The sequence below is a fragment of the Variovorax paradoxus genome (genome assembly GCF_030815975.1).
Lineage (GTDB): Bacteria > Pseudomonadota > Gammaproteobacteria > Burkholderiales > Burkholderiaceae_C > Variovorax > Variovorax paradoxus_N.
Genome location: NZ_JAUSXL010000002.1, coordinates 405,584 through 431,242, shown reverse-complemented (window position 1 = coordinate 431,242; position 25,659 = coordinate 405,584). Strand labels below are relative to the sequence as shown.

At 67.5% G+C, this 25,659-nt stretch carries 26 protein-coding genes and 1 pseudogene; 19 read left to right on the top strand and 8 right to left on the bottom strand.

Features of this window, described 5'->3' with window-relative positions; translation table 11 throughout:
- Positions 1-86: 86 nt before the first annotated feature.
- Together QFZ47_RS05810 and purM are read right to left on the bottom strand one after the other, a co-directional pair.
- Positions 87-1,151: an AI-2E family transporter gene (locus tag QFZ47_RS05810; RefSeq protein WP_307654742.1), complete on the bottom strand. Its 1,065-nt coding sequence runs from the start codon at positions 1,149-1,151 to the stop codon at positions 87-89.
- A 43-nt stretch (positions 1,152-1,194) separates the two neighbouring features.
- Complete coding sequence (gene purM, locus QFZ47_RS05805) at positions 1,195-2,244, bottom strand: phosphoribosylformylglycinamidine cyclo-ligase (RefSeq protein ID WP_307654741.1); 1,050 nt, start codon at positions 2,242-2,244, stop codon at positions 1,195-1,197.
- 119 nt (positions 2,245-2,363) lie between these two features.
- Here purM and hda point away from each other — a divergent pair, with 119 nt between their 5' ends.
- From hda to QFZ47_RS05780, 5 genes are all read left to right on the top strand, one after another.
- Complete coding sequence (gene hda / locus QFZ47_RS05800) at positions 2,364-3,050, top strand: DnaA regulatory inactivator Hda (protein WP_041946042.1); 687 nt, start codon at positions 2,364-2,366, stop codon at positions 3,048-3,050.
- Positions 3,051-3,069: 19 nt separating this feature from the next.
- Positions 3,070-4,707, top strand: coding sequence for a polynucleotide adenylyltransferase PcnB (pcnB, locus tag QFZ47_RS05795; RefSeq protein WP_307654740.1), 1,638 nt, complete (start codon positions 3,070-3,072; stop codon positions 4,705-4,707).
- Positions 4,704-5,354, top strand: coding sequence for a 2-amino-4-hydroxy-6-hydroxymethyldihydropteridine diphosphokinase (gene folK / locus QFZ47_RS05790; protein WP_307654739.1), 651 nt, complete (start codon positions 4,704-4,706; stop codon positions 5,352-5,354). Before pcnB ends, folK begins: the two co-directional genes overlap by 4 nt.
- A gap of 116 nt (positions 5,355-5,470) precedes the next feature.
- Complete coding sequence (locus tag QFZ47_RS05785; RefSeq protein WP_307654738.1) at positions 5,471-6,115, top strand: DUF47 domain-containing protein; 645 nt, start codon at positions 5,471-5,473, stop codon at positions 6,113-6,115.
- A 13-nt stretch (positions 6,116-6,128) separates the two neighbouring features.
- Positions 6,129-7,139: an inorganic phosphate transporter gene (locus tag QFZ47_RS05780; RefSeq protein WP_307654737.1), complete on the top strand. Its 1,011-nt coding sequence runs from the start codon at positions 6,129-6,131 to the stop codon at positions 7,137-7,139.
- A 16-nt stretch (positions 7,140-7,155) separates the two neighbouring features.
- On the opposite strand, the gene QFZ47_RS05775 is transcribed toward QFZ47_RS05780, so the two are convergent.
- Together QFZ47_RS05775 and QFZ47_RS05770 are read right to left on the bottom strand one after the other, a co-directional pair.
- Entirely contained in the window at positions 7,156-7,602 is a 447-nt protein-coding gene (locus QFZ47_RS05775) for an NINE protein (RefSeq protein WP_307654736.1), read from the bottom strand.
- Positions 7,599-8,123, bottom strand: a complete 525-nt coding sequence (locus tag QFZ47_RS05770; protein ID WP_307654735.1) for a GNAT family N-acetyltransferase — start codon at positions 8,121-8,123, stop codon at positions 7,599-7,601. The genes QFZ47_RS05775 and QFZ47_RS05770 overlap by 4 nt, the downstream gene beginning before the upstream one ends.
- A 197-nt stretch (positions 8,124-8,320) precedes the next feature.
- On the opposite strand from QFZ47_RS05770, the gene rpsP reads away from it, so the two are divergent.
- The 7 genes from rpsP (at position 8,321) to hisC (ending at position 13,415) form a co-directional block, all read left to right on the top strand.
- Positions 8,321-8,584 carry a 30S ribosomal protein S16 gene (gene rpsP, locus QFZ47_RS05765; protein ID WP_070062321.1) on the top strand — a complete coding sequence of 88 codons (264 nt, stop codon included), beginning with the start codon at positions 8,321-8,323 and terminating at the stop codon, positions 8,582-8,584.
- Positions 8,585-8,600: 16 nt separating this feature from the next.
- Positions 8,601-9,155 (top strand): ribosome maturation factor RimM, encoded by a 555-nt coding sequence (gene rimM / locus QFZ47_RS05760; RefSeq protein ID WP_307654734.1) that lies wholly within the window; start codon positions 8,601-8,603, stop codon positions 9,153-9,155.
- Positions 9,156-9,172: 17 nt separating this feature from the next.
- Complete coding sequence (gene trmD, locus QFZ47_RS05755; RefSeq protein WP_307654733.1) at positions 9,173-9,919, top strand: tRNA (guanosine(37)-N1)-methyltransferase TrmD; 747 nt, start codon at positions 9,173-9,175, stop codon at positions 9,917-9,919.
- Positions 9,920-10,006: 87 nt separating this feature from the next.
- Positions 10,007-10,381, top strand: coding sequence for a 50S ribosomal protein L19 (rplS, locus tag QFZ47_RS05750; RefSeq protein WP_307654732.1), 375 nt, complete (start codon positions 10,007-10,009; stop codon positions 10,379-10,381).
- A gap of 157 nt (positions 10,382-10,538) precedes the next feature.
- Positions 10,539-11,258: a CoA pyrophosphatase gene (locus QFZ47_RS05745; RefSeq protein WP_307654731.1), complete on the top strand. Its 720-nt coding sequence runs from the start codon at positions 10,539-10,541 to the stop codon at positions 11,256-11,258.
- A gap of 48 nt (positions 11,259-11,306) precedes the next feature.
- Positions 11,307-12,308: a CobD/CbiB family protein gene (locus QFZ47_RS05740; RefSeq protein ID WP_307654730.1), complete on the top strand. Its 1,002-nt coding sequence runs from the start codon at positions 11,307-11,309 to the stop codon at positions 12,306-12,308.
- A gap of 18 nt (positions 12,309-12,326) precedes the next feature.
- Entirely contained in the window at positions 12,327-13,415 is a 1,089-nt protein-coding gene (hisC, locus tag QFZ47_RS05735) for a histidinol-phosphate transaminase (protein WP_307654729.1), read from the top strand.
- Here hisC and rsgA read toward each other — a convergent pair.
- Genes rsgA through QFZ47_RS05720 form a run of 3 tightly spaced genes read right to left on the bottom strand, consistent with a single transcriptional unit; the run spans position 13,409 to position 16,020 of the window.
- A complete protein-coding gene (gene rsgA, locus QFZ47_RS05730) occupies positions 13,409-14,365 on the bottom strand; it encodes a ribosome small subunit-dependent GTPase A (protein WP_307654728.1) in 957 nt (318 codons plus the stop codon). The two genes, hisC and rsgA, sit on opposite strands and share 7 nt — an antisense overlap.
- A 15-nt stretch (positions 14,366-14,380) precedes the next feature.
- Positions 14,381-14,728, bottom strand: coding sequence for a 4a-hydroxytetrahydrobiopterin dehydratase (locus tag QFZ47_RS05725; RefSeq protein WP_307654727.1), 348 nt, complete (start codon positions 14,726-14,728; stop codon positions 14,381-14,383).
- Between the two features lie 26 nt (positions 14,729-14,754).
- The gene (locus QFZ47_RS05720; RefSeq protein ID WP_307654726.1) at positions 14,755-16,020 is read right to left on the bottom strand and encodes a M48 family metallopeptidase; all 1,266 of its coding nucleotides are present in this window, start codon (positions 16,018-16,020) and stop codon (positions 14,755-14,757) included.
- Positions 16,021-16,078: 58 nt separating this feature from the next.
- Between QFZ47_RS05720 and orn the strand changes: the two genes are divergently transcribed.
- From orn to QFZ47_RS05690, 6 genes and pseudogenes are all read left to right on the top strand, one after another.
- Positions 16,079-16,675, top strand: a complete 597-nt coding sequence (gene orn, locus QFZ47_RS05715; RefSeq protein ID WP_307654725.1) for an oligoribonuclease — start codon at positions 16,079-16,081, stop codon at positions 16,673-16,675.
- Between the two features lie 234 nt (positions 16,676-16,909).
- Positions 16,910-18,841, top strand: a complete 1,932-nt coding sequence (locus QFZ47_RS05710) for a DEAD/DEAH box helicase (RefSeq protein WP_307654724.1) — start codon at positions 16,910-16,912, stop codon at positions 18,839-18,841.
- A 212-nt stretch (positions 18,842-19,053) separates the two neighbouring features.
- Positions 19,054-20,128 (top strand): annotated as a pseudogene (locus QFZ47_RS05705) (NAD/NADP octopine/nopaline dehydrogenase family protein).
- Complete coding sequence (locus tag QFZ47_RS05700) at positions 20,118-21,125, top strand: 3-hydroxybutyryl-CoA dehydrogenase (protein WP_307654723.1); 1,008 nt, start codon at positions 20,118-20,120, stop codon at positions 21,123-21,125. Before QFZ47_RS05705 ends, QFZ47_RS05700 begins: the two are co-directional and overlap by 11 nt.
- Complete coding sequence (locus QFZ47_RS05695) at positions 21,122-21,925, top strand: alpha/beta fold hydrolase (RefSeq protein WP_307654722.1); 804 nt, start codon at positions 21,122-21,124, stop codon at positions 21,923-21,925. Before QFZ47_RS05700 ends, QFZ47_RS05695 begins: the two co-directional genes overlap by 4 nt.
- Positions 21,922-22,800, top strand: coding sequence for a quinone oxidoreductase family protein (locus QFZ47_RS05690; RefSeq protein WP_307654721.1), 879 nt, complete (start codon positions 21,922-21,924; stop codon positions 22,798-22,800). Before QFZ47_RS05695 ends, QFZ47_RS05690 begins: the two co-directional genes overlap by 4 nt.
- Before the next feature lie 30 nt (positions 22,801-22,830).
- Here the strand turns inward: QFZ47_RS05690 and QFZ47_RS05685 are convergent, their stop codons facing one another.
- Entirely contained in the window at positions 22,831-23,307 is a 477-nt protein-coding gene (locus QFZ47_RS05685) for a MarR family winged helix-turn-helix transcriptional regulator (protein WP_307654720.1), read from the bottom strand.
- Between the two features lie 159 nt (positions 23,308-23,466).
- Here QFZ47_RS05685 and QFZ47_RS05680 point away from each other — a divergent pair, with 159 nt between their 5' ends.
- Entirely contained in the window at positions 23,467-25,659 is a 2,193-nt protein-coding gene (locus tag QFZ47_RS05680; protein WP_307654719.1) for a thiamine pyrophosphate-dependent enzyme, read from the top strand.

The following is a 25,659-nucleotide window of genomic DNA, read 5'->3' as shown; positions in this document are numbered from 1 at the left end:
CCTATTCTTCTATGCTGCCAGCCCACGGTCCGCGCCGAAGCGGACCAGAACCGATCAAATCAGGACACAGAGTCTGCCTGCGGGCCCTAGACCAGTCCGGCCGCCTGCAGCTCTTTCTTGAGATACGCATAGAAAAGCGGCGCCGCCACCAGTCCGGCCGGGCCGAACACCGCCTCGGCCACGAACATCACCGCCAGCAGCTCCCACACCCGCATCTGCGTGCGGCTGCCGACCACCTTGGCGTTGATCACGTATTCGGCCTTGTGGATGATGATCAGGAACACCAGGCATGCCAGCGCCGTCACGGGCGATACCGACAGCGCCACCAGCGTGATCACCGAATTGCAGACCAGGTTGCCGACGATGGGTACCAGGCCCGCCACGAAGGTCAGCGTGATGAGTGCCGGCGTGTAGGGCAGGTGAGGGCCCCAGAGCGGCATCAGGAACAGCAGGAAGACGGCGGTCAGCAGCGTGTTGAAGGCGGCGATCCAGAACTGCGCGGCGACGATCTGGCCGAAGGCCTCGCCGAAGATGGCGATGCGCCGGTGCAGCTGTGCGGCAAGCGGCCGGCGCTGCAGCGGCGAGGGCGCGATGGCGGCCAGCCCGCCCACGATCAGGCCCACATAGGCAAACAGCAGGCCGCCGAGCCATGCCCGTCCGGCCAGCGCCAGCGAGCCGGCCTGCGCGCGCAGGTAGTTGGCCACCACGCGCTGCACTTCGGCCGCGCCTTCGGGCAGGTAGACCGCAATTTCGGGTGGCAGCTTGAGCCGCAGTTCGAGCACGGTGCGCGCCGTGTAGTCGAGCAGGTCGCGGTACTGGTCGGGCGCGTCGAGGATGTACTCGCGCGCCTGCGACAGGCCCAGGGAGATCAGCGCGATGGGCGCCAGCAGCACCAGCGTGACAGCCAGCACCCGGGCCAGGACGTCGGCACCCTCGTACGGCAGCCTCAGCCGCGCCAGCCCGGTGCCGATCAGGCGCGCGAACCGGCGCGTGGCCAGAAAGCCGATGCACACACACAGCAGGCCGGGCAGCAGGTGCTCCCACATCACCAGCAGCAGGGCGGCCGGCATCAGCAGGTAGCTGGCCAGCACCACGTTGCGCGAAGCGGGCTGGGGCTTGGTGTCGATGGTGGCGAGGGAGGGTTTGGCCATCAGGGTCCGGGTGCTTGCCGCGCTTGCGAGCCTCGGAGGGAGATCAGCCAACCACTACGGCGGCGCCCGTGCCGCGATCGGCGATGGTGCCGATCTCGAACACCGACTCGCCGGCCGTGCGCAGCGTGGCGGCGCAGGCTGCGGCTTCGGCCGCCTCGATCACCACCACCATGCCGATGCCGTTGTTGAAGGTGCGGTTCATCTCGATGTCGTCGATGCCCGCCACCTTCTGCAGCCAGGCGAAGAGCTCGGTCTGCGGCCAGCTGCCCTTCCTGAGGTGGGCCGCCGTGCCTTCGGGCAGCACGCGCGGAATGTTCTCGAGCAGGCCGCCGCCCGTGATGTGGGCCAGCGCCTTGATCGGGTGCCTGGCCAGCGCCTCGAGCACCGGCTTCACGTAGAGGTGGGTGGGTTCCATCACGGCTTGGCGGAAGGGCTTGCCGTCGAGCGTGGCGGGCAGATCGGCCCCGCCTTGTTGGGCGCGTTCGATCACCTTGCGCACCAGGCTGAAGCCGTTGGAATGCACGCCGGCCGAGGCCAGGCCCAGCACCACATCGCCGGGCTTCACGTTCTGGCCCGTGAGGATCTTCGACTTTTCGACCGCGCCGACCGCGAAGCCCGCCAGGTCGTACTCGCCGGCCGGGTACATGCCGGGCATTTCGGCGGTTTCGCCGCCGATCAGCGCGCAGCCCGAGAGTTCGCAGCCGCGGGCGATGCCGCCGATCACGGCCGCGGCCGTGTCCACGTCGAGCTTGCCGCAGGCGAAATAGTCGAGAAAGAAGAGGGGCTCGGCGCCCTGCACCAGCACGTCGTTGACGCTCATGGCCACCAGGTCGATGCCGACCGTGTCGTGCATGTTCCATTCGAAGGCCAGCTTGAGCTTGGTGCCCACCCCGTCGGTGCCGCTCACCAGCACCGGCTCCTTGTAGCGCTTGGGCACCTCGAACAGCGCGCCGAAGCCGCCGATGCCGGCCAGCACGCCTTCGCGCAGGGTCTTCTTGGCGAGCGGCTTGATGCGGTCGATCAGGGCGTCGCCGGCATCGATATCGACACCTGCATCCTTGTAGCTGAGCGGGGTGGGCGTGGGGGAAGTCATGGTCGGACGGTGTCGGGAAGGGCGGGAAGGTGGAGGCGCCGGCGACCGAAGCGGCCGGACCGATAGAATTCCTCACGATTTTAAGGGCCCTCCGGGCCCCCTCCATGAACCTTCCCGGGATGAAACAGCTCGCGCTCGATATCGGCATTGCGACGGGCCCCAGCTTCGACGCTTTTTTTGCCGGCCCGAACGAGGCGGCGCTGCGGCACCTGCAACTGTGGGTGGGCGGCGCCGGCAACGCCGTGCCTCACTCTCCCGTGCCCACCTACCTGTGGGGCGAAAGCGGCAGCGGCAAGACCCATCTGCTCGAATCGGTGCGTGTCGCACTGCGCGAGCAGGGCGCGAGCGTGGGCTGGCTGCATGCCGGCCTGCTGGAGCCGCCCGAGTTCGACGAGCGCTGGGGCGCCGTGCTGCTCGACGACGTGCATCTCTACACCGCCGTGCAACAGCACGCGGCCTTCAACTGGTTCGTCAACGCGCAGACACTGCAGCGCGGCGTGGTGGCCGCGGGCGCGCTGCCGCCGGCCGACCTGCCGCTGCGCGAAGACCTCCGTACCCGCCTGGGCTGGGGCCATGTGTTCCACCTTCAGGTGCTGAGCGAAAGCGAACGCCGCGCGGTGCTGCGCCAGGCCGCCGATACGCGCGGCGTGATGCTGTCGGACGAGGTGCTCGACTACATGCTGCACCGCTTCAGCCGCGACCTGGGCAGCCTGATGGAGCTGCTCACGCAGCTCGACGGCTACGCCCTCCAGACACAGCGCGCGATCACGATCCCGCTGATCCGATCCATGCTCGAAAACGAATAGAGAAGAGCTTCAACCAACAATGATCAAGAAATTCATCGACAAGCTGCTCGGCAAATCGGCCGGCGGCACACAGGGCAAGAGCCGCTTCGGCAAGCGCCAGGAGGTGCCGGCAGAGGTTCACAAGATCGATCCGGCCCTGGTCGACGAACGCGCCCGGAACGTGCTCACCACGCTCCAGCAGGCGGGCTACGAAGCCTACGTGGTGGGTGGCGCGGTGCGCGACCTGCTGCTGGGCCTGCGCCCCAAGGACTTCGACGTGGCCACCAATGCCACGCCCGAGCAGGTGAAGTCGCTGTTCCGCCGCGCCTTCATCATCGGGCGGCGCTTTCGCATCGTGCACGTGGTGTACGGGCGCGGCCGCGAACACGAGGTGATCGAGGTTTCGACCTTCCGCGCCTACATGGACAACGCCGCCGCCGAGCAGGTGGCCGGCAACGAGCGCACCAGCAAGGGCGAGCTCGCGAGCATGAAGCACGCGGTGGACGCCAGCGGCCGCGTGCTGCGCGACAACGTCTGGGGCCCGCAGGAGGAAGACGCGGCGCGCCGCGACTTCACCGTGAACGCCATGTACTACGACCCGGCCAACCAGATCGTGGTCGACTATCACAACGGCATCAAGGACGCCCAGAAGCTCACGCTGCGCATGATCGGCGACCCCGCCACGCGCTACCGCGAAGACCCGGTGCGCATCATTCGCGCGATCCGCTTCTCGGCCAAGCTCGCGGCGCTCGGCTTCAAGATGGAAACCAAGACGGCCGCGCCGCTGGTCGAATCGAGCAAGCTGCTGGCCGACGTGCCGCAGAGCCGCCTGTTCGACGAAATGCTCAAGCTGCTGCAGACCGGCCATGCCATTGCCACGGTCGAGCAACTGCGCAAGCTGGGCCTCGCCACGGGCATCTATCCGCTGCTCGACGTGGTGGTGGAGCGCGCCGACTCGCCGTTCGTGAAGGCGGCGCTGCAGGACACCGACCGCCGCGTCGGCGAAGGCAAGCCCGTGGCGCCGAGCTTCCTCCTGGCCTGTGTGCTGTGGGCCGACGTGCGCGACGGCTGGGCCCAGCGCGTCCAGGGCCAGCGCGGCCAGCGCCCGCAGCCGCCGTTCCCGGCGCTGCAGGACGCGATCGACGACGTGTTCAACGCCCGCATCGGCGATGTCTCGGGCCGCGGCAAGCTCGCAGCCGACATGCGCGAGATCTGGATGATGCAGCCGCGCTTCGACAAGCGCACCGGCTCCACGCCCTACAGCCTGGTCGACCAGGCGCGGTTCCGCGCCGCCTTCGACTTCATGCGGCTGCGCGCCGACGTGGGCGAGGTCAGCGAGGCCATCGCCGAGTGGTGGCAGGAGTTCAGCACCGCCGACGACCTGCGCCAGCAAGACCTGCTGGAGCAGGTGCGCGACGAGCAGAAGACCCGCCAGCGCGTGCGAACGCGCGACCCGGTGGCGCCGAAGCCGCGCGGCGAGCCGGCAGTGCGCCAGGCCGAGTCCGAACCGCGGCAGCGGGACGGCGATGGAGATGGCGATGATGAAGCCGGAATCGAAGTCGATGCCGGCGCCGTGCCGCCCGATGGCGAAGCGGCCGCGCCGCGCAAGCGCCGCCGTCGCCGCAAGCCGCGCGCGGGTGGTGGCGGCGAGGGCGGCGCAAGCGCCGCAGCCGAATGAGCGCACCAAACCGGCCGAAGGACGGCAAGAGCGGCGGCGGCCAGGGCCGGCCGCCATCGCGCGGCGGTCCTTCGTCGAAGCCCAAGAGCAGCGGGCCGGCGCCCGCGCGGCGCGCGTCCAGCCGGCCCTCCGGCCAGGCGGGGTCTGCGGGTGCGCCCCCGCGCCGCACGCGCGAGGACTATCCGACCGTGCAGGCCTTCGTCGCCATCGGCGCCAACCTGGGCGACGCCCAGGCCGCCGTGAAGGCGGCCATGGACGCCATCGGCGCCATCGAGCGCACCGTGGTGACGGCGCGCTCGTCGCTCTACCGCAGTGCACCGGTCGATGCGGCGGGGCCCGATTTCATCAACGCCGTGGTGGCCGTGCGGACCGGGCTCACGGCCGAGGCGTTCCTGTCCGAGCTGCACCTGCTCGAGGAGCAGGCCGGCCGCGAACGGCCCTTTCCCAATGCGCCGCGCGCGCTCGACCTCGACCTGCTGCTGCACGGCAACGCGGTCAAGGACACGCCCGCGCTGAGCTTGCCGCACCCGCGCATGCGCGACCGTGCCTTCGTGCTGAAGCCCCTCGCGGAGATTGCGCCCGACAAGGTGCCGCGCGCGGCGCTTGCCCGCGTTTCCTCGCAGGTCATCGAGCGAATCCGCGACTGAGTGGGCGGGGGCGCGGAACCCCCTTGGCCGGGCGGCTTTGCTCCGCCCATTACACTTGCGCGGTTTTTCATGACGTTGTCACGCATTTGTGGCAGCCGCGAACCCAGGAGAGCGCCATGTTCGGCAAGCTGCTGCCCCGCGAGGGGAATTTTTTCGAGATGTTCAACCAGCACGCCGAGCGCATCGTCGAAGCGGCGCGGGCGTTCGAGCAACTCGTGGCCAACTACAACGACGTGCATCTGCGCGAGCAGTACAACCGCGATGTCGACAATGCCGAGCGTGCGGCTGACCGCGTCACGCACGACGTCAACCGGCTGATCCACAAGACCTTCATCACGCCGATCGACCGCGAGCAGATCCACAAGCTCATCAACACGATGGACGACGTGGCCGACCTGATCCAGGACTCGGCCGAGACCATGGCGCTGTACGACGTGCGCCACATGACCGACGAGATCGTGCGCCTCACCGCGCTCAGCGTGAAGTGCTGCGACCGCCTGAAGGACGCCGTCAAGTACCTCGGCAAGATCGCCGATCCGGCGGTGGCCGAGGCCACGCTCAAGACCTGCGAGGAAATCGACCGCCTCGAGTCGGACGCCGACCGCGTGATGCGCAGCGCCATGAGCAAGCTGTTCCGCGAGGAGCCCGATGTGCGCGAAGTGATCAAGCTCAAGGCAATCTACGAATTGCTCGAGACCATCACCGACAAGTGCGAGGACGTGGCCAACGTCATCGAGGGCATCGTCCTCGAGAATTCCTGAGCGGTAACCATCGATGGCAACGGTTCAGGTCGCCCTGTGGGTGGTGATGATTCTGGTCGCGCTGGCGATCCTGTTCGACTTCATGAACGGCTTCCACGACGCGGCGAACTCGATCGCCACCGTGGTGTCCACCGGCGTGCTCAAGCCGGGGCACGCCGTGCTGTTCGCGGCCTTCTTCAACCTGATCGCGATCTTCATCTTCCACCTGAGCGTGGCGGCCACGGTCGGCAAGGGCATTGCCCAGCCCGGTGTGGTCGATGTGCATGTGGTCTTCGGCGCGCTGGTGGGCGCCATCAGCTGGAATCTCGTCACCTGGTACTACGGCATTCCAAGCAGCTCGTCGCATGCGCTGATCGGCGGCATCGTGGGCGCGGTGATTTCCAAGACCGGCACCAGCGGGCTGGTGGCCTCGGGCATCTGGAAGACGGTGGCGTTCATCTTCGTTTCGCCGTTCCTCGGTTTTCTGCTGGGCTCGATGATGATGGTGCTGGTGGCCTGGGGTTTCCGGCGCGCCACGCCTTCGCGCATCGACCGCTGGTTCCGGCGGCTGCAGCTGGTGTCCGCCGGGGCCTACAGCCTGGGCCACGGCGGCAATGACGCGCAGAAGACCATCGGCATCATCTGGATGCTGCTGATCGCCACCGGCTACGCCTCGGCCACGGATGCGAGCCCACCGACCTGGACCATCGTGAGCTGCTACACCGCGATTGCGCTGGGCACCATGTTCGGCGGCTGGCGCATCGTGAAGACCATGGGCCAGAAGATCACCAAGCTCAAGCCCGTGGGCGGCTTCTGCGCAGAGACCGGCGGCGCGCTCACGCTGTTCCTGGCCACCGCGCTGGGCATCCCCGTGTCGACCACCCACACCATCACCGGCGCGATCGTCGGCGTGGGCTCCGCGCAGCGCGCGAGCGCCGTGCGCTGGGGCGTGGCGGGCAACATCGTCTGGGCCTGGATCTTCACGATTCCCGCCTCGGCCTTCGTGGCCGCCATTGCGTACTGGCTCAGCCTGCAGATTTTCTGAGGCGCGGCCGCCGCAGCTACTGCGAGATCTTCCGGCCTTCCTCGACCTGGTGTTCGAAGTAGCGCTGGAAGCTGAACACGATGCTGGACATCAGCACCGTGGTGCCGAACAGGAGTGCCAGCACCACGGCGCCGATCGTGGCCCAGTTGGTGCGGCCCGGTTCGGCGTCCGAAGGCGCGCCGGCGTTGAAGCGGGCGTTCCACTTCTCGGGCGTCATGAGGCCGTAGACGATGGCCATCAGCGCGCATCCCGCGATGGTGAAGCCCAGCATCGGAATCAGCACCCAGCTCCAGCCGTCGTCCAGGCCGTACATGCGCGCGCGCTCGATGCCGTAGAGGCCCAGCGCCGTCGGAATGGGCAGCAGCCAGCCGAGCCAGTCGCCCATGCCGCGCAGGTAGAAGCGGTGCAGGCCCAGCGGGCCGCCCAGGAAGGAGAGCCAGGCGGCAATGGTCTTGTTTTTCATTCGGGTTGGGTGGTGCTGCCTTCGCCGAGCACTTTTTCCATCAGGATGACGTCGCGCCATTGGCCGAACTTCCAGCCGCAGTCTTTCAGCACACCCACGTGCGTGAAGCCCTGGCTGCGATGCACGCCGACCGAGCCGGCATTGGCCGAATCGCCGATGACGGCGATCAGCTTGCGCACGCCCGCCGCCTCGGCGGCCTGCGAGAGGGCTGCCAGCAGTTGGGCACCAAGGCCCTTGCCGCGTGCGGCTTCGGACATGTAGATCGAGTCTTCGGCCGAAAAGCGGTAGGCCGGGCGCGGCTTGAACCAGTTGCAGTAGGCAAAACCCAACAGTTCGCCGTTTTCTTCGGCAACCAGGTACGGCAGGTTCTTGGCGAGCACGTCGGCGCGCCGCGCGGCCATGTCGGCAGCAGAGGGAGGCTCGGTCTCGAAAGTGCCGGTGCCGTTCAGCACGTGGTGGGCATAGATGGCCGTGATGGCCGCGATGTCTTCGTCGCGGCCGGGGCGGATGGTGAGGGTCATGCAGGTGGCAAACGGTGCGCGCAAAGCGCTGGAATTCGGAGAAAACGCGGGTCGGGCTATAATCGCAGGCTTTTCAGCGTGTCGCTGGCCGGGTGGCCATGTCGCGTGTCTCGACGTTGAAAGAACACTGTGAGCGGGCTTCCTTGTTGAACATCTTGTTCAACATACGGGCTTGCTGCACCACCCAAGGATAAATCATGGTCGTCATTCGACTTTCCCGCGGCGGCTCCAAAGGCCGTCCGTTCTTCAACATCGTCGTGTCGGACAAGCGCGTTCGCCGCGATGGCCGTTTCATCGAGCGCCTGGGTTTCTACAACCCGACCGCCAAGGAAAACGAAGAAAGCATCCGTATTGCCCAGGACCGCCTGGCCTACTGGAAGAGCGTCGGCGCACAAGCTTCGCCCACGGTCCTGCGCCTGATCAAGCAAGCTGCAGCCGCAGCCCCCGCTGCAGCTGCCTAAGCTGCCCGGCACGGCGATGTTGCCCGCACTCGAAGCCGCCGAATTGCCGGCGGATGCGATCGAGGTAGGACGCATCGCCGATGCATGGGGCATCAAGGGCTGGTTCAAGGTCCTGCCCCACAGCGCCAAACCCGAGGCGCTTTTTTCTTCCAAGCGCTGGTTCCTGCAGGCTCCCGGAGCCTCGGCAACCGCAGCCTTCCGGCTCGCGATCCGCGAAGCCAAAGAACATTCCGACTGCATCGTCGCTTCGTCCGAAGATGTGCCTGACCGCAATGCGGCCGAGGCGCTTCGTGGCGCGCGCGTGTTCGTGCCGCGTTCGAGCTTTCCGACGGCCGGCGACGACGAGTACTACTGGGTCGACCTGATCGGCCTCGCGGTCATCAACCGCGAAGGCGTGGCGCTCGGCACGGTGCGCGAACTGCTCGCCACCGGCCCGCAGACCACGTTGGTGCTCACGGCCGAGGAAGACGGCAAGACCGTCGAGCGCATGGTGCCCTTCGTCTCGGTCTTCGTCGACAAGGTCGACCTGGCCGGCCGGCTCATCACGGTCGACTGGCAGCCTGAATACTGACCCCAGGTCTCGCGCGCATGCGCTTCGACGTCCTCACGCTGTTTCCCGAACTGTTCGCGCCTTTCATGGCCAGCGGCGTGACGCGCCGCGCCTACGAGTCGAAGCAGGTCGAGGTCGTGCTCTGGAACCCGCGCGACTTCGCGCAGGGTAACTACAAGCGCGTGGATGACCGGCCCTTCGGCGGCGGCCCCGGCATGGTGATGATGGCCGAGCCGCTTTCGGCCTGCCTCGATGCGGCGCTGGCCGCGCGCGGCTCACCGGCGCCGGTCGTGCTGTTTTCGCCCATCGGCGAGGCATTGCGCCATGAAGCGGTCGAGCGCTGGTCTGCCAGCCAAGGCGCGGTGCTGGTCTGCGGCCGCTACGAGGGCATCGACCAGCGCTTCATCGACACGCGCGTGACGCACCAGATCAGCCTGGGCGACTTCGTTCTCTCGGGCGGCGAGATCGCGGCCATGGCGCTGCTCGATGCCGTGGCCCGGCTGCAGCCCGGCGTGCTGGGCGACGAGGCCAGCCATGTGCAGGACAGCTTCAATCCTTCGCTCGACGGCCTGCTCGACTGCCCGCACTACACCCGGCCGGAGCAATGGAACGGGCAGGGCGTGCCGGCGCCGCTGCTGTCGGGCCATCATGTGCAGATCGAGCGCTGGCGCCGCGACCAGCGGCTGGCCATCACCGCCGCCCGCCGGCCCGACCTGATAGCCGCCGCGCGTGCCGCCGGCCGCCTGGGCAAGGCCGATGAGGCGGTGCTGAAAAAAAAGCTATAATCTTGGGTTCCCCGATCCTCTGCCCGGCCGCGCCCAAACCGAAGGCGCCTTTTGTGTAGCGCGAGCACGATCGAATATCAGGAAATCATGAACCTCATCGAAACCCTCGAGCAGGAAGAAATCGCCCGCCTCGGCAAGAAGATCCCCGATTTCATGCCCGGTGACACGGTCATCGTCAGCGTGAGCGTCGTCGAAGGCACCCGCAAGCGCGTGCAGGCCTACGAAGGCGTCGTGATCGCCAAGCGCAATCGCGGCCTCAACAGCGGCTTCACGGTGCGCAAGATCTCCAGCGGCGAAGGCGTGGAGCGTACGTTCCAGACCTACAGCCCGCTGATCGCCGGCATCGAAGTCAAGCGCCGTGGCGATGTCCGCCGCGCCAAGCTGTACTACCTGCGCGAGCGCAGCGGCCGTTCGGCACGCATCAAGGAAAAGCTGCCGGGCAAGTCGCAGGCTGCCAAGTAAGCTTGCCTCCTGCCATGCAAAAAGCCGCCGCTCTGGCGGCTTTTTGCGTTGTGCGCCGTGCACGCTTCTTGCAGAAAGGCAGCACGGAGACAGCGCGGCTTTTTTACGCTCTACTCCTTCACTGAAACTCTCTCACTTGACCCACTCCGCCGCCCCCATGCAATTCGCTCCCGTCGAACCCGTCAATGCCGTGGTGCCCCCCACGCTGCTGCCGATCGACCCGCGCGAGGCGCCCGTGGTCGGCGGCCCTGACGGCCTGCCTGCCGTTGCACTCGCACAGTTGACCACCGAGGCCTTGCGCAGCCGCTTTGCCGCGCCGCCCGAGTGGACGCCCGAGTTGCGGCGCGAACCGCGCCTGACCGATCGCGCCCCGGCGCAGGCGGCCGTGCTGGTGCCCATCGTGCAGCGTCCGCAAGGCGCCACCGTGCTGCTGACCGAGCGCACGGCGCACCTGTCCAACCATTCGGGCCAGGTGGCGTTTCCGGGCGGGCGCGTCGACCCCGAGGACGCGAACATCGCAGCGGCTGCGCTGCGCGAGGCCTGGGAAGAAGTGGGCCTGTCGGCCCGGTTCATCGAAGTGCTCGGAAGCCTTCCGACCTACACCACGGTCACCTCGTTCATCGTGACGCCGGTGGTTGCGCTGGTGAAGCCGGAGTTCGAACTCACCATCAATCCCTACGAAGTGGCGCTGGCCTTCGAGGTGCCGCTGGCCTGGCTCATGGACCCGGCCAATCACCGCCGCCATACCGTGCCCGCGCCCGACGGCACGCGGCGCGAGTGGTATTCGATGCCCTACCAGGACGGCACCGAAGAGCGCTTCGTCTGGGGCGCCACCGCGGGCATGCTGCGCAATCTCTATCGCTTCCTCAGCGCCTGAGCCCGGCCCGCGCCGCGCCTGTGCAGGCGCTCTCGCTATCATCGAAGGATGAGCTTCTTTGCCATCCTGTGTGCGTTGCTGATCGAGCAGGTGCGGCCGCTCGCCCCTCACAACCCGGTGTACGGCGGCGTGCTGGCCTGGACGCGCTGGACCAGCCGCAATTTCGACGCCGGCAAGCCGCACCACGGATGGGTCGCATGGGGCCTTGCGGTGCTCATGCCCACGCTGATGACGCTGGGCATTCACCTGCTGCTGGTGTTCACGCTGGGACTGCCCTTCGCGGTGCTCTGGAGCATTGCGGTGCTCTACGTCACGCTCGGTTTCCGGCAGTTCAGCCACCACTTCACGGACATCCGCGATGCGCTCGACGAAGGCGACGAGCCGCTCGCGCGCTCGCTGCTGGCGCACTGGCAGGGCGTCGATGCGGCCGAGCTGCCGCGCAGCGAAATCGTTCGCCACGTGATCGAACATTCGGTGATTGCGGCGCACCGCCATGTGTTCGGCGTGCTGGCCTGGTTCTCGGTGCTGGCCGCCCTGGGCCTGGGGCCGGCCGGCGCCGTGTTCTATCGCATGAGCGAGTTCGTCTCGCGCTACTGGAAGCACAAGAATGGCGCGGCGGTGCAGCCTTCGAGCGTCTCGGTGCAGCGGGCTGCGGAGAGCGCCTGGCACGCGATCGACTGGCTGCCCGCGCGCATCACCGCACTCGGTTTCGCCGTCGTCGGCAGCTTCGAAGAGGCGATCGACTGCTGGCGCAACGACGCGCGGCGCTTTCCGAGCGAGAACGACGGCGTGATCCTCGCGGCGACCTCGGGCGCTGTCAACGTGCGCCTGGGCGGCGGCGCGCTGAGCCCGATTCCCGTCACCGATCCGCTGCCGCGCGCGCAGGCCGGCGATTCGATGGCCGATGGCCACCGGCCCGACAGCGGCAGCACGCCGGGCCGCGAACCCGAACCCGGCCATCTGCGCAGCGTGGTGGGCCTGGTGTGGCGCTCGGTGGTGATGTGGATGGTGCTGCTGGCCTTGCTCACGCTGGCGCGCCTGCTCGGTTGAGCGGCCCCCCAAAAAATCATGACCATCCCGGCACCGGCCTTCTGGAGTCCGCGCATCGGCGCGCTCGAACCCTATGTGCCCGGCGAGCAGCCGCGCATCGAAAACCTCGTCAAGCTCAACACCAACGAGAACCCGTACCCGCCATCGCCACTCGCCATCGACGCGATCCAGCAGGCGGCAGCGAGCGGACTGGAGCGCTACCCGGACCCCACCTCGCTCGCATTGCGCGAAGCGGTGGCGCGGCGGCACGGCCTGCAGGCGGACCAGGTCTTTGCGGGCAATGGCTCGGACGAGGTGCTGGCGCACGCCTTCTTCGCGTTCTTCCAGCAGGCAGAACCCTTGCTGATGCCCGACGTGAGCTACAGCTTCTACCGCGTCTACGCGCAGCTCTACGGTATCGACTGCGAACTGCTGCCGGTCGACGAAGGCCTGCGCATCGATGTCGATGCCATGGCAGTCCGCGCCCGCAGCAGCGGCTGCGCGGGCCTGGTGATCGCCAACCCGAACGCGCCCACGGGCATCGGGCTGCCGCTCGCGCGCATCGAGCAATTGCTCGCGGCGTGCCCTGCGCGCGTGGTGCTGGTCGACGAGGCGTATGTCGATTTCGGCGGCGAGAGCGCGCTGCCGCTCATCGGCAAATATCCGAACCTGCTGGTGGTGCAGACCTTGTCCAAATCGCGTTCGCTCGCGGGCTTGCGGGTCGGCTTTGCCTGCGGCCAGGCGCATCTGATCGAGGCCCTGGTGCGGGTCAAGGACAGTTTCAATTCCTATCCGCTCGACCGGCTTGCCACGGCGGGCGCGGTGGCGGCGCTCGAAGACGAGGGCTGGTTCAACACCACGCGCGACAAGGTCGTCGATACCCGCGAGGGGCTCAGCCTGCAGCTCGAAGACCTGGGCTTCGACGTGCTGCCCTCGCAGGCCAACTTCGTGTTCGTGCGCCATCCAGAGCGCGACGCGGCCGAACTGGCGTCAGGGCTGCGCGAGCGCGCGGTGCTGGTGCGGCACTTCAGGCAGCCGCGCATTGCGCAGTACCTTCGCATCAGCATCGGCACGCGGGAGCAGTGCGGAGCGCTGGTGCAGGCGCTCGAATCGATCCTCGATCAGTAACGCGACTGGCTCAGTTCGGCGAAGAGTTCGCCGTAGATTCTGTAGCGCGTGGCGCTGATCGGCCCGGGCTTGGCCGGCGCATCCACATTCGCGATCACGCCGCAGCCCGGCTCGTGCAGATGGGTGCAGTTGTAGAACTTGCAGTCGTTCGCATGCTCGGCAATGTCGGGCATCAGGCTCGCGAGCTGCATCGGCGCGATGTGGTTCAGGCCGAATTCCTGGAAGCCCGGCGAATCGATCAGGCTGGTGGTGCGTGCTTCGTCGACCCAGTACCAGGTGGTGCTGGTGGTGGTGTGCTTGCCCGAATTCAGCGCCTGCGAAATTTCGCCGGTCAGCGCGGCGGCACCGGGCACCAGCAGGTTGATCAGCGTGCTCTTGCCGGCCCCCGAGGGGCCCAGCACCAGCGTGCTCTTGCCTGCGAGCAGTTTCATCAATGAGGCGTGGTCGGCCTCGCCCGATGCCTTGAGCGAGAGCGGCAGCACGCCATGGTGCATGCGGCGATAGGGCGCGAGCTTGTTCCATGCGCGCTCGAAGGGCCCGACCAGGTCGCTCTTGTTGAGCGCGATGATCGGCGTGATGCGTTCGGCTTCGGCGGCAATGAGCGCGCGCGCCAGCTGATGCTCCGAGAACTCCGGCTCGGCCGCGATCAGGATCAGCACATGGTCGAGATTGGCCGCGAACGACTTGGTGCGGATCTCGTCCTGCCGGTAGAAGAGATTGCGCCGCGGCACCACCTCTTCGATGGTGCCTTCGTCTTCGCTGGCCTGCCAGCGCACGCGGTCGCCAACCACGGACTGGCTCTTCTTGCCGCGCGGATGGCAGATCAGGCGCTCGCCCGCGGGCGTTTCGACCAGGCAATGGCGGCCATGGCTCGCGATGACCAGGCCGTCGTGAAGAACGCGCGCGGAGGTGCCGGCCCCCTTGGCGGGAGTGCGGGCCGGCTTAGCCAACGGTGGGTTTCCTCATCACGGCGCCGGGCTGGCCACCAGCGCATTGGCCTGGCGTGCGCATTCGAAGTCGGTGATCGAGAGCCCGCCCACGTCGTGCGTGTTGAAGCGCACCACGCAGCGGTTGTAGTGCACCGACAGGTCCGGATGATGGTCTTGCGTATGGGCGATGAACGCCAGCGCATTCACGAACGCGATGGTCTCGAAGTAGTTGGCGAAGCTGAAGGTCTTCTCGATGGCGACGCTGGCGCCGTCGCCATCGAGCTTCCAGCCGTCGAGCTTGGCGAGGCCGGACACGATCTCGGTGGCGCTCAGTGCGTGGCGGGAAATGTTCTTCCAGTCTTTGGGCTTGAACATGCTGCTCATGGTCTGGTCTTCCGGGAAATTTCTTTTCAAGCCGCCGTCATGCGCGCAAGGCGCTCGGAGGCCGGAGGGTGGGAGTAGTAGAACTTGACGAACACCGGGTCGGGCGTGAGCGTCGACGCGTTGTCCTGGTAGAGCTTGAGCAAGGCGGCCGACAGATCGGCGCCGCTGGTTTGCGCCACCGCGTAGGCATCGGCCTCGAACTCGTGCTTGCGGGACAGGCGTGCCGGCAGCGGCGCGACGAAGAAGCCGAACACCGGCACCGCGAGCATGAAGAGCAGCAGCGCGAGCGCATCGTTCGGCGCCGTTGCCGCCATGTTGGGCTGCACGCCGAGCCCCGTGTAGAACCAGGCCTGGGTCGACACCCAGCCCAGCAATGCAAAGCCCGCCAGGCTCAGCGCGAACATCGCTGCCAGCCGCTTCACGATGTGGCGGTGCTTGAAGTGGCCGAGCTCGTGCGCGAGCACGGCCTCGACTTCGGCCGCGTCGAGCTGGCGCAGCAGCGTGTCGTAGAACACCACGCGCTTGCTGGCACCAAAGCCCGTGAAGTAGGCATTGGCATGGGCGCTGCGGGTGCTGCCGTCCATCACGAACAGGCCCTTGGCGGCAAAGCCGCAGCGCTTCATCAGCGCCGTGACGCGTTCCTTGAGCGTGGGGTCGTCGAGCGGCTTGAACTTGTTGAACAGCGGCGCGATGAAGGTGGGATACACCAGCATCCCCAGCAGGTTGAACCCCATCCACACGGCCCAGGCCCAGAGCCACCATGTGGCGCCGGCCGCGCCCATGAGCCACAGGATCAGCGCCACGATCGGCAGGCCGATTGCCGCACCGAGCGCCGTGGACTTGAGCGTGTCGGCCAGCCAGAGGCGAAAGCTCATCTTGTTGAAGCCGAAACGCGCCTCGAGCCTGAAGATCTGCCAGAGCGTGAAGGGCAGTTCGAGCAGGCCGCCGATGGCCGCGAAGGCCGCCAGCAGCGCCAGTTGCTGCACCATGCCGCCGCCGAGCCAGCCCAGCAGCAGCCGGTTGAGCGCATCGAGCCCGCCCAGCAGCGTCCAGCCCAGCAGCAGCGCGGTGCTCCAGGCCATTTCGACGAGGCCGAAGCGCACCTTGGCAATGGTGTAGTCGGCCGCCTTCTGGTGGGCAGCGAGGCTGATGGTGTGTTCGAAAGCCGCCGGCACCGTGCCGCGATGCCGCGCCACGTGGCGCACCTGCCGCGAGGCGAGCCAGAACTTCACGAGCAGGCCCGCGACCAGTGCAACGGCGAAGGCAGTGGTGAAGATGAGCGAATAGGACATGACCGGCGAGTTTAGCCCTCGGGTCCGGCCGGCGCAGACCTTCGACGACAATCCAGCAATGCCCGAATCCCTTGACCCCACGACCGTCGCAACCCTGCCTGTCCTCAAGAAAAGCGACCAGAACCTGGTCTGGCTCGACTGCGAAATGAGCGGCCTCGATCCCGAAAAAGAGCGCCTGCTCGAGATCGCCGTGGTCGTCACCGGCCCCGACCTGACCCCCCGAATCGACGGCCCCGTGCTGGTCATCCACCAGAGCGACGAGGTGCTCGACGCCATGGACGCCTGGAACAAGGGCACCCACGGGCGCAGCGGCCTGATCGACAAGGTGAAGGCCTCCACGCTGGACGAAGCGGCGGCCGAGCAGCAGTTGCTGGAATTCGTGGCGCGCTACATTCCCAAGAGCGGTTCGCCGATGTGCGGCAACACCATCGGGCAGGACCGGCGTTTCCTGGTGAAGTTCATGCCCAAGCTCGAGGCCTATTTTCACTACCGCAACCTCGACGTCAGCACCCTGAAGGAACTGGCCAAGCGCTGGAAGCCCGCTGCCTACAGCGCCTTCAAGAAGCAGCAGGCGCACACCGCGCTGGCCGACGTGCACGAATCCATCGAGGAGCTCGCGCACTACCGGGAAACCTTTCTGCGATTGACGGATTAGGTAAAAACCCCGAGTCATGCCATAATCGCAGGCTTCGCTGATCTGGAGGATTTTCCGGTCAGCGTCTCTTGCATCTCCCTATCTTGCACACCGCGCCCGATCGCATCCGCTGATCAAAAAAGGGCCGCAGCCTCCGGCGTAAGCCAGAAGTTGAACGTCGTTGGATGGTTGATGTTTTTAACCACCAACGGGGCGCCGCCTACGGCAGCGCTCGCGTTTGAGATTGATATTCACATGACCGACGCTTTTGAAGCGCAGGGCGAGTTCGCGCCTGTGCAATCCACCAACAACAACGAATTCATCGCCGCCGCGGACACCATGTCCGAAGCGCCGATCCTCGAGGCGCTCGACGCCGCAGCCCCCGCCGAAGCGGCCGTGGCCGAAGAAGCCCGCCTGCCCAACGGCTTCATCAAGCTCGGCCTCGCACCCGAACTGATCGCCGCCGTGGCCGACCTGGGCTTCACCCAGCCCACCACCGTGCAAGACAAGGTGATTCCGCTCGCCATGGGCGGTGAAGTCGGCCAGGACGGCAAGGCCCGCTTCGTCGACCTGATGGTCTCGAGCCAGACCGGCTCCGGCAAGACCGCCGCCTTCCTGCTGCCCGTGCTGCACACGCTCCTGAAGCGCCAGGCCGAAGCCGAAGAGGCCGCCAAGGCCGAATTCCAGCGCCTGGCCGCCGAAGCCGCCGCCCGGGGCGAAACCGTGCCGAAGAAGCCCAAGCGCAAGGACCCGACCAACGCGCGCCATTTCAAGGCCGCCACGCCCGGCGCCCTGATCCTGTGCCCGACGCGCGAACTCGCGCAGCAGGTGGCGCACGACGCCATCGAGCTGGTTCGCCACTGCCGCGGCCTGCGCGTTGCCAACGTGGTGGGCGGCATGCCCTACCAGCTGCAGATCGCCAAGCTGCAGAACGCCGACCTCGTGGTTGCCACGCCCGGCCGTCTGCTCGACCTGCAGCGCTCGCAGCAACTCAAGCTCGACCAGGTCAAGTTCCTGGTAGTCGACGAGGCCGACCGCATGCTCGACCTCGGCTTCTCCGACGACCTGGCCGAAGTCAACCAGCTCACCATCGAGCGCCAGCAGACGATGATGTTCAGCGCCACCTTCGCGCCGCGCATCCAGCAGCTGGCCCAGCGCGTCATGCGCGAGCCGCAGCGCATCACCATCGACAGCCCGCAAGAGAAGCACGCCAACATCAAGCAGTCGCTGTACTGGGCCGACAACAGCCAGCACAAGCGCAAGCTGCTCGACCACTGGCTGCGCGACACCAGCATCAACCAGGCGATCGTGTTCGCCAGCACGCAGGTCGAGTGCGACGGCCTCGCCGCCGACCTGCAGCAAGAAGGCTTCAGCGCCGTGGCGCTGCACGGCGCCCTGAGCCAGGGCCTGCGCAACCGCCGCCTGATGGCGCTGCGCCAGGGCCAGGTGCAGATCCTGGTGGCCACCGACGTTGCCGCCCGCGGCATCGACGTGCCGACCATCACCCACGTCTTCAACTTCGGCCTGCCGATGAAGGCCGAGGACTACACCCACCGCATCGGCCGCACCGGCCGTGCAGGCCGCGACGGCCTGGCCATCACTTTTGCCGAGTTCCGCGATCGCCGCAAGATCATGGACATCGAGCAATACAGCCGCCAGCAGTTCAAGGCCGAAGTGGTTGCCGGCCTCGAGCCGCAGCAGCGCATGCCGCAATCGCGTCCGCCGATGGGCGAGTACCGCGGCGGCCGTGGCGACAACCAGTCGCGCGACCGCAAGTTCGGCAATGGCGGTGCAGGCGGCGGCGGTGGCTACCGCGGCGGCAACAGCAACGGTGGCGGCTATGCCGGTGCCAGCGGCTTCAACGACCGCAATGCACGCGGTCCGGCTCCGAGCCAGGGCCAAGGCCCGCGTGGCTTCCAGGGCGGCAACAACGCCGGCTTCGGCGGCGGCCGTGACGATGGCGGCAATGGCGGCGGCGCCGGTTTTGGCCGCAAGCCGGGCTGGGGCGACAGCGCCCCGCGCGGCGGCCACGGCGGTGGCCGTGGCGACGGCGGCTTCGCGCCCCGTGAAGGCTTCGCTCCGCGCGAAGGTTTCGCACCGCGCGGCAATGGCGCAGGCCATGGCGGCCCGGGCAAGGTGTTCGTGCCGCGCGACGCACAAAAGCGTGCGTTCAAGCCCACGCGCTGATCCATCTTGCAGCGGCCGGCTGGCCGCTTCGCTCCAAAAAAGCCCGCGCTTCGCAAGAAGCGCGGGCTTTTTCATTGCGGGTTTCCGCGGGGGACACAGGCACAGAATTTGATTGACACATGAATCGATGAAAAGTAATGTAATGAGGCATTGCTTTCCCGGTCCGTACCGCGGCTGCCGGTTCATCGACGTCTGCCTTTCAAATTTCGAACATGAAAATTGCGATTCTTGGTGGTGGTCACGGCGCCTACGCGGCTGCCGCGGACCTGTCCGAAGCCGGCCATGAGGTGCGCCTGTGGCGCCGCGATGCGGCGGCGCTCGAACCGGTGGTGCAAGCCGGCGCCATCACGCTGAAGGATGCCGACGGCGCGCGCGAGGTGCCGCTGGCGCTGGCCCACCGCCGACATCGGCGCGGCGCTTCGAGGCGCCGAACTCATCGTCATTCCCACGCCCGCCATCGCCCAGCACGACATCGCGCTGGCCATGGCACCGCACCTGGCCGACGGCCAGGTCGTCTTCCTGCCGCCGGGCACCTTCGGCAGCTACGTGATGGCGAAGGCAGTGAAGCAAGCCGGCAGCCGTGCCGACGTAGCATGGGCCGAAACCGGCACCCTGCCGTACCTTGCGCGCAAGCACGGCGAGCGCGAGGTGAACGTCACGATCCGCGCCATCCGCCTGCCGACCGGCGTCTACCCGGCGCGCAAGGAGGCCGAGGCCATCGAGGTGATCCGCCGCGCCTACCCGGCGGTGCATGGCTGCGGCAACGCGCTCTCGGGCGCGCTCATGAACGCCGGCCCGGTGATCCACCCGCCGCTGATGGTGATGAACGCCGCCCCGCTGCAGCACTTCGAGCGCTGGGACATCCACAACGAAGGCACGCAGCGCGCCGTGCGCGACGTGACCGACCGGCTCGACCGCGAGCGCATGGCCGTGCGCGAGGCCTTCGGTCAGGGCGCGCCGCACTATCCGCTGGCCGACCACTACAACAACGACCAGTGGATGTACGGCGACGCGCACAAGCAGCTCGTCAAGTCGGGCGACTGGCGCGAGAACATCGACCTGCACACGCACCGCTACATCACCGAGGACACCGAGCTCGGCCTCGCCTTCCTGGCCTCGGCGGCGCGCCATGCGGGTGTGGACGCGCCCATCGCGCACGGGTTGCTGGCCATCGTCGGCGGCTTTCTCGGCCGCGACCTGCGCCACGGTTCGCGCACTTTCGAGCGCCTGGGCTTCGCCGGCCTGAGCGCGGCGCAGCTCGAGCGGAGGCTGCACGATGGCGAATGAGCGCGCGTCGCCGCCCCGCTTCGCGGCCGTCGGCGCGGGACGCATGGGGCGCGGCATCGCCATCGCGTTCGCCTACGCGGGCCATCGCATCTCGCTGGTCGACCTGCGCCAGCGCAGCGACGAGGCCTGGCAGCGGCTGCAAGGTGAAGCGCAGGCCGAGATCGAAGCCAGCCTCGCGGGCCTGGCGCAGCTCGGCGTGATCGATGCGGCGCAGATCCAACCCATTGCCGCGCGCGTGGACTTCGTGAGCGCCGCCGACGCGCCGCGGGCACTGGCCGCCGCTGAGCTGGTGTTCGAAGGCGTGCCCGAAACCCTGGAGGCCAAGCGCGAGGCCTTCGAGCAGCTCAACCGCCATTGCCGCGACGACGCCATCCTCACTTCCACCACCAGCAGCATCCTCGTGACGCAGCTCGCGGCGCTGGTGCGCCTGCCCGAGCGCTTCCTGAACATGCACTGGCTCAATCCGGCCTACGTGATTCCGGTGGTGGAGCTGAGCTGCCATCCCGGCACCGACGCCGCCGTGCTCGTGCGCACCAAGGCGCTGATGGAAGCCATCGGCAAGCTGCCCGTGGTCTGCGGCGCATCGCCAGGCTACATCGTGCCGCGGCTGCAGGCGCTGGTGATGAACGAGGCGGCCCGCATGATCGAGGAGGGCGCCGCCACCGCCGAAGAGATCGACAAGGCCACGCGCTACGGCCTCGGCCTGCGCTTTGCCGCGCTGGGCGTGGTCGAGTTCATCGACTTCGGCGGCTGCGACATCCTGCACCATGCGAGCCGCGAGATGTCGGCCTCGATCGACAGGGGGCGCTACACCGCGCCGGCCATCGTCGATCGCATGGTCGAGGAGGGGCGGCTCGGCCTCAAGAGCGGCAGCGGCTTCTACGACTACGAGGGCCGCGACATCGCTGCCTACCGGCGCGACGTGCTGTCGCGCACGCTCGGCGAACTGAAGCATGCGGGCCTGTGGCGCGCGCCGGCCGGCGAGACGCTGTCGTGACGATCCGCCGCGCCTTTGCCGACCTGTCGGTGGGCCAGGTGCACTACGCGGCATGCGGCGATGCGGATGCGCCGCCCGTGCTGCTGCTGCACCAGTCGCCGCGCAGCTGGGCCGAATACCGCGAGGTGCTGCCGCTGATCGGCGAACGGTATCGCGCCATTGCCATGGACACCGCGGGCTTCGGCGATTCATCGGACGGTGGCATGCCGGCGAGCATCGCGCAATGGGCGCGTGTGGCGTGCGAACTGCTCGATGCACTGGGCATTGCGCGGGCCGACGTGGTGGGCCATCACACGGGCGGCGTCGTGGCGATCGAACTGGCGGCCGAGTTTCCCGATCGTGTGCGAGGCCTGGTGCTGTCGTCCACGCCATACACCGACGAAGTCTTTCGCGTCGCGCGAGCTCAGCGGCCGCTCATCGACGAAGTGGAAGCCAGTGAGGACGGAAGCCACCTCGCCGCACTCTGGCAAAAGCGCCAGGGCTTCTATCCGCCGGGTCGGCCCGATCTGCTCGAAGCCTTCGTGCGCGATGCATTGAAGGTCGGCCATCGCGTGGAGGAGGGGCATCGCGCCGTTGCTTCCTATCGCATGGAAGATCGCATCGGCCGCGTGACACAGCCCGCGCTGATCATCCGCGCCACGGCCGATCCGTTTGCCGCGCCGCACGCGGCAGAGCTGCTGCATCAGCTGCCTCAGGCGCGCATCGTCGATATCGAAGGCGGCATGGTTCCGCTACCCGACCAGATGCCCGAGGCCTTCGCGCAGGCGGTGCTCGACTTTCTTTCGGCGCTGCCCTCATGAAAGCCATCCGCATCCACGGCTTCGACGCGGTGCCGGTGCTCGAAGAAATGCCCGACCCGGTGCAGAGGCCGGGCCGCACCATCGTTCGCATGCACGCCGCCACCGTCGGCCACATCGACCGCACCGTGTGGCGCGGCAGCTTCCTGCGCCATCCGCCGCTGCCTTACACGCCGGGCGTGGAGGCCGCAGGCGTTGTCATTGCAAGCGAGCGCTTTGCCGTTGGGCAGCGCGTGTGGCTGCGCGGCAGCGGCCTGGGCACGCTGTTCGACGGCACCTGGTGCGAGCGGATCGATGCACCCGATGAGGCGCTTGGCCTGCTGCCCGACGCACTGCCGATGACGCTCGGTGCGGCGTTCTTCTCGCCCACCACGTCGGCATGGGTGGCGCTGCATGAAGTCGCGAAGCTGCAGGCTGGCGAGCAGGTGCTGGTCACAGGTGCGAGCGGCGCCGTGGGCTCGCTCGCCGTGCAGCTGGTGCGCGAACTGGGCTGCACCGTGAAGGCAGTCGATCCGGACGCCGAAGCCCCGTCGCCCGCGAGTGCCGACCTGCTGATCGATACGGTCGGTGGCGGCGTTCTTTCGGCGGTCCTGCCGGCCCTGCGGCCCAGCGGGCGTGCCGTGCTCATCGGCTATACCGCAGGCCCCACGCTGCAGCTGGACATTGCGCACTTCCTGCAGCGCGACGTGGCGCTGCTGCCGCTCAACATGTTCAGGCGCGAAGCCGCCGGCCGGGCCGCAGCGCCCGAACTGCTCGCGCGATTGGCTGATGGCCGCCTGCATCTGGACGTGCAGAGCTTTGCACTCGCCGATGCCGCCATGGCGCTCGAATGGATCGCACAGCGCGGCCATCGCGGCCGCGCGGTGCTGGTGCCTTAGCCGCGCCCCGTACTCAGGGGGCAGGGCGCTTCAGTCTTCTTCCGGCTCCTCGACCGGCACATGCACGTGCAGCTCGATCATCTTGCGCAGGGTCTGCTTCAGTTCCTCGGCGCGCCGCAGGCCGAAGGGTTCGAGCACGCGCCGCTCATGGTCGCGCGCGAGTTCCATCAGGTGCTCCACCGCCTTCAAGCCCTTGCGCGTGATGCGCACCAGCGTGATGCGGCGATCACTCTCATGGGGCAGCCGCTCGACCTGTCCGCGTGCTTCCATGCGGTCGAGCAGGCGCGTGACGGTCGGCTGCTTGGTCACCGTCACCTGCGCGAGCTGGCCGATGCTGATCGGCTCGCTGCCCGCGAGCGAGGCCATCACGCGCCACTCGGACACCGAGAAGCCTTGCTGCCGCGCCACCTCGTGGAACTCCGAGGAGATCAGCTGGCTGGCCTGCGCCAGCAGAGCCGGCAGATAGTCATCGACGAAGCGATGCGTTTCAGGAGAGGGCTCGGCCATGAAGGCACCTCACGGCCAAGCGCCTCGAACCAGCCGCGGGCACGCTGTTTGCATGTGTAGGGTAATTCATGATTGTGGATACATTCATTTGTCAACATTATAGAAGGCATGGTGCGGCAGCTTGCACGCATCGTCCCACGAGAGAGAACAAGGACCGACATGGCTGAGCGTTCGTTCGTCGAAGAAGTCAAGAAGCTGCGGCTTTCCGGCGGAGATGTATTTCGCGGTGAAGGCATTCTGGCGGTCACCAAGGCCTTGCTCGAATCGGGAGTTTCCTATGTGGCCGGGTACCAAGGGGCACCCATCTCGCACCTGATGGATGTGCTGGCCGACGCGCAGGACATCCTGGCCGAGCAGGGCATCCGCTTCGAGAACAGCGCGAGCGAAGCCACGGCCGCCGCTACGCTGGCCGCTTCCGTCAACTATCCATTGCGCGGCGCCGTGACCTTCAAGGCGACCGTGGGCACCAACGTGGCGTCCGACGCGCTGGCCAACCTGGCCTCGGGCGGCGTCACCGGCGGCGCGCTCATCATCGTGGGCGAGGACTACGGCGAGGGCTCCTCGATCATGCAGGAGCGCAGCCATGCCTTCGCGATGAAGTCGCAGATCTGGCTGCTCGATCCGCGGCCCAACCTGCCGAGCATCGTCGATGCGGTGAAGCAGGGCTTCGATCTTTCGGAGGCGAGCAACACGCCCGTGATGCTGCAGCTGCGCATCCGCGCCTGCCATGTGCATGGCCATTTCATCGCGGGCGACAACAAGCGCGCGAAGTTCACGCTGAAGGACGCGCTCGAGAATCCGCGGCGCGACGTCGGCCGCATCGTGCTGCCGCCCGCGAGCTTTGCGCACGAGCAGGAGAAGGTGAAGGACCGCTGGCCCGCCGCCGTGCGCTTCATCGAGGAGCGCAAGCTCAACGAGTTCTTCTCGGAAGACGCTGACGACATCGGCATCATCGTGCAGGGCGGCAGCTACAACACGCTGCTGCGCGCGCTGGAGCGGCTCGGCCTGGCCGACGTGTACGGCAATACGCAGGTGCCGCTCTACGTGATGAACGTGGCCTACCCTGTCATCGAGAACGAAGTGATCCGCTTCTGCGAAGGCAAGCGCGCCGTGCTGATCGTGGAGGAGGGCCAGCCCAACTTCGTCGAGCAGAACCTCGCGACCATCCTGCGCCACGCGGGCTCGGCCACTGCACTTCACGGCAAGGACATGCTGCCCGTGGCCGGCGAGTACACCTCATCCGAGCTTCTGAAGGGTGCGCGCGCCTTCTGCGAACGCTATGAACGCCTCGCGCCGCTGCCGGTGCCCGTGGCTGTGCGCAAGGTGATTCCGCTCAAGGAAGTGGCAGCCATCGGCGTCGATGCCGCGCCCGAGCCGGTGCAACCTTCCACGGCGCTTGGCGATGTGGTTCACGCCCGCCCGCCGGGCTTCTGCACCGGCTGCCCCGAGCGCCCGATCTTCAGCGCGATGAAGCTGGTGGAACGCGAGCTCGGTGCACACCACGTCAGCGCAGACATTGGCTGCCACCTGTTCTCGATCCTGCCGCCCTTCAATATCGGCAACACCACCATGGGCTACGGCCTTGGCGGCGCCGGCGCCTCGGCGCTCAATGCGCCGGCAGGCAAGCGCGCGATCTCGATGATGGGCGACGGCGGCTTCTGGCACAACGGCCTGACCAGCGGAGTGGCGAACGCGGTCTTCAACAAGAGCGACAACCTCACCATCGTGGTCGACAACAACTACACCTCGGCCACGGGCGGGCAGGACATCCTCTCGTCGAACGCCGTCAACAAGACGCGCAGCACCGGCCACGAGATCGAGCGCGCCGTGCGCGGTGTGGGCGTGGAATGGGTGAAGACGTTGCGCCGCACCTACGACGTCGCCGGCATGCGCGACGCTCTCAAGGACGCGCTCACCACGACGAAGAAGGGCCCCAAGGTCCTGATCGCGCAATCGGAGTGCATGCTCAACAAGCAGCGCCGCGAGAAGCCGCTGGTGCGCAAGGCCATTGCCGATGGCAAGCGCATGGTGCGCGAGAAATTCGGCGTCGATTCCGACACCTGCACCGGCGACCACTCGTGCATTCGCCTGTCGGGCTGCCCGTCGCTGTCGATCAAGCCCAACCCCGATCCGCTGCGCACCGACCCGGTCGCGACCGTGCTCGAAAGCTGCGTGGGCTGCGGGGTCTGCGGCGAGGTCTCGCATGCCGCGGTGCTGTGCCCGTCCTTCTACAAGGCGCAGATCGTGAGCAACCCGAGCCGCTGGGATGTGCTGCGCGAGCGCGTGCGCGCCGCCGTGATCGGTTGGCTGCAGCGCGGCGAAGCACGCCGCCGCGAAGCCTATGCGTTCTGA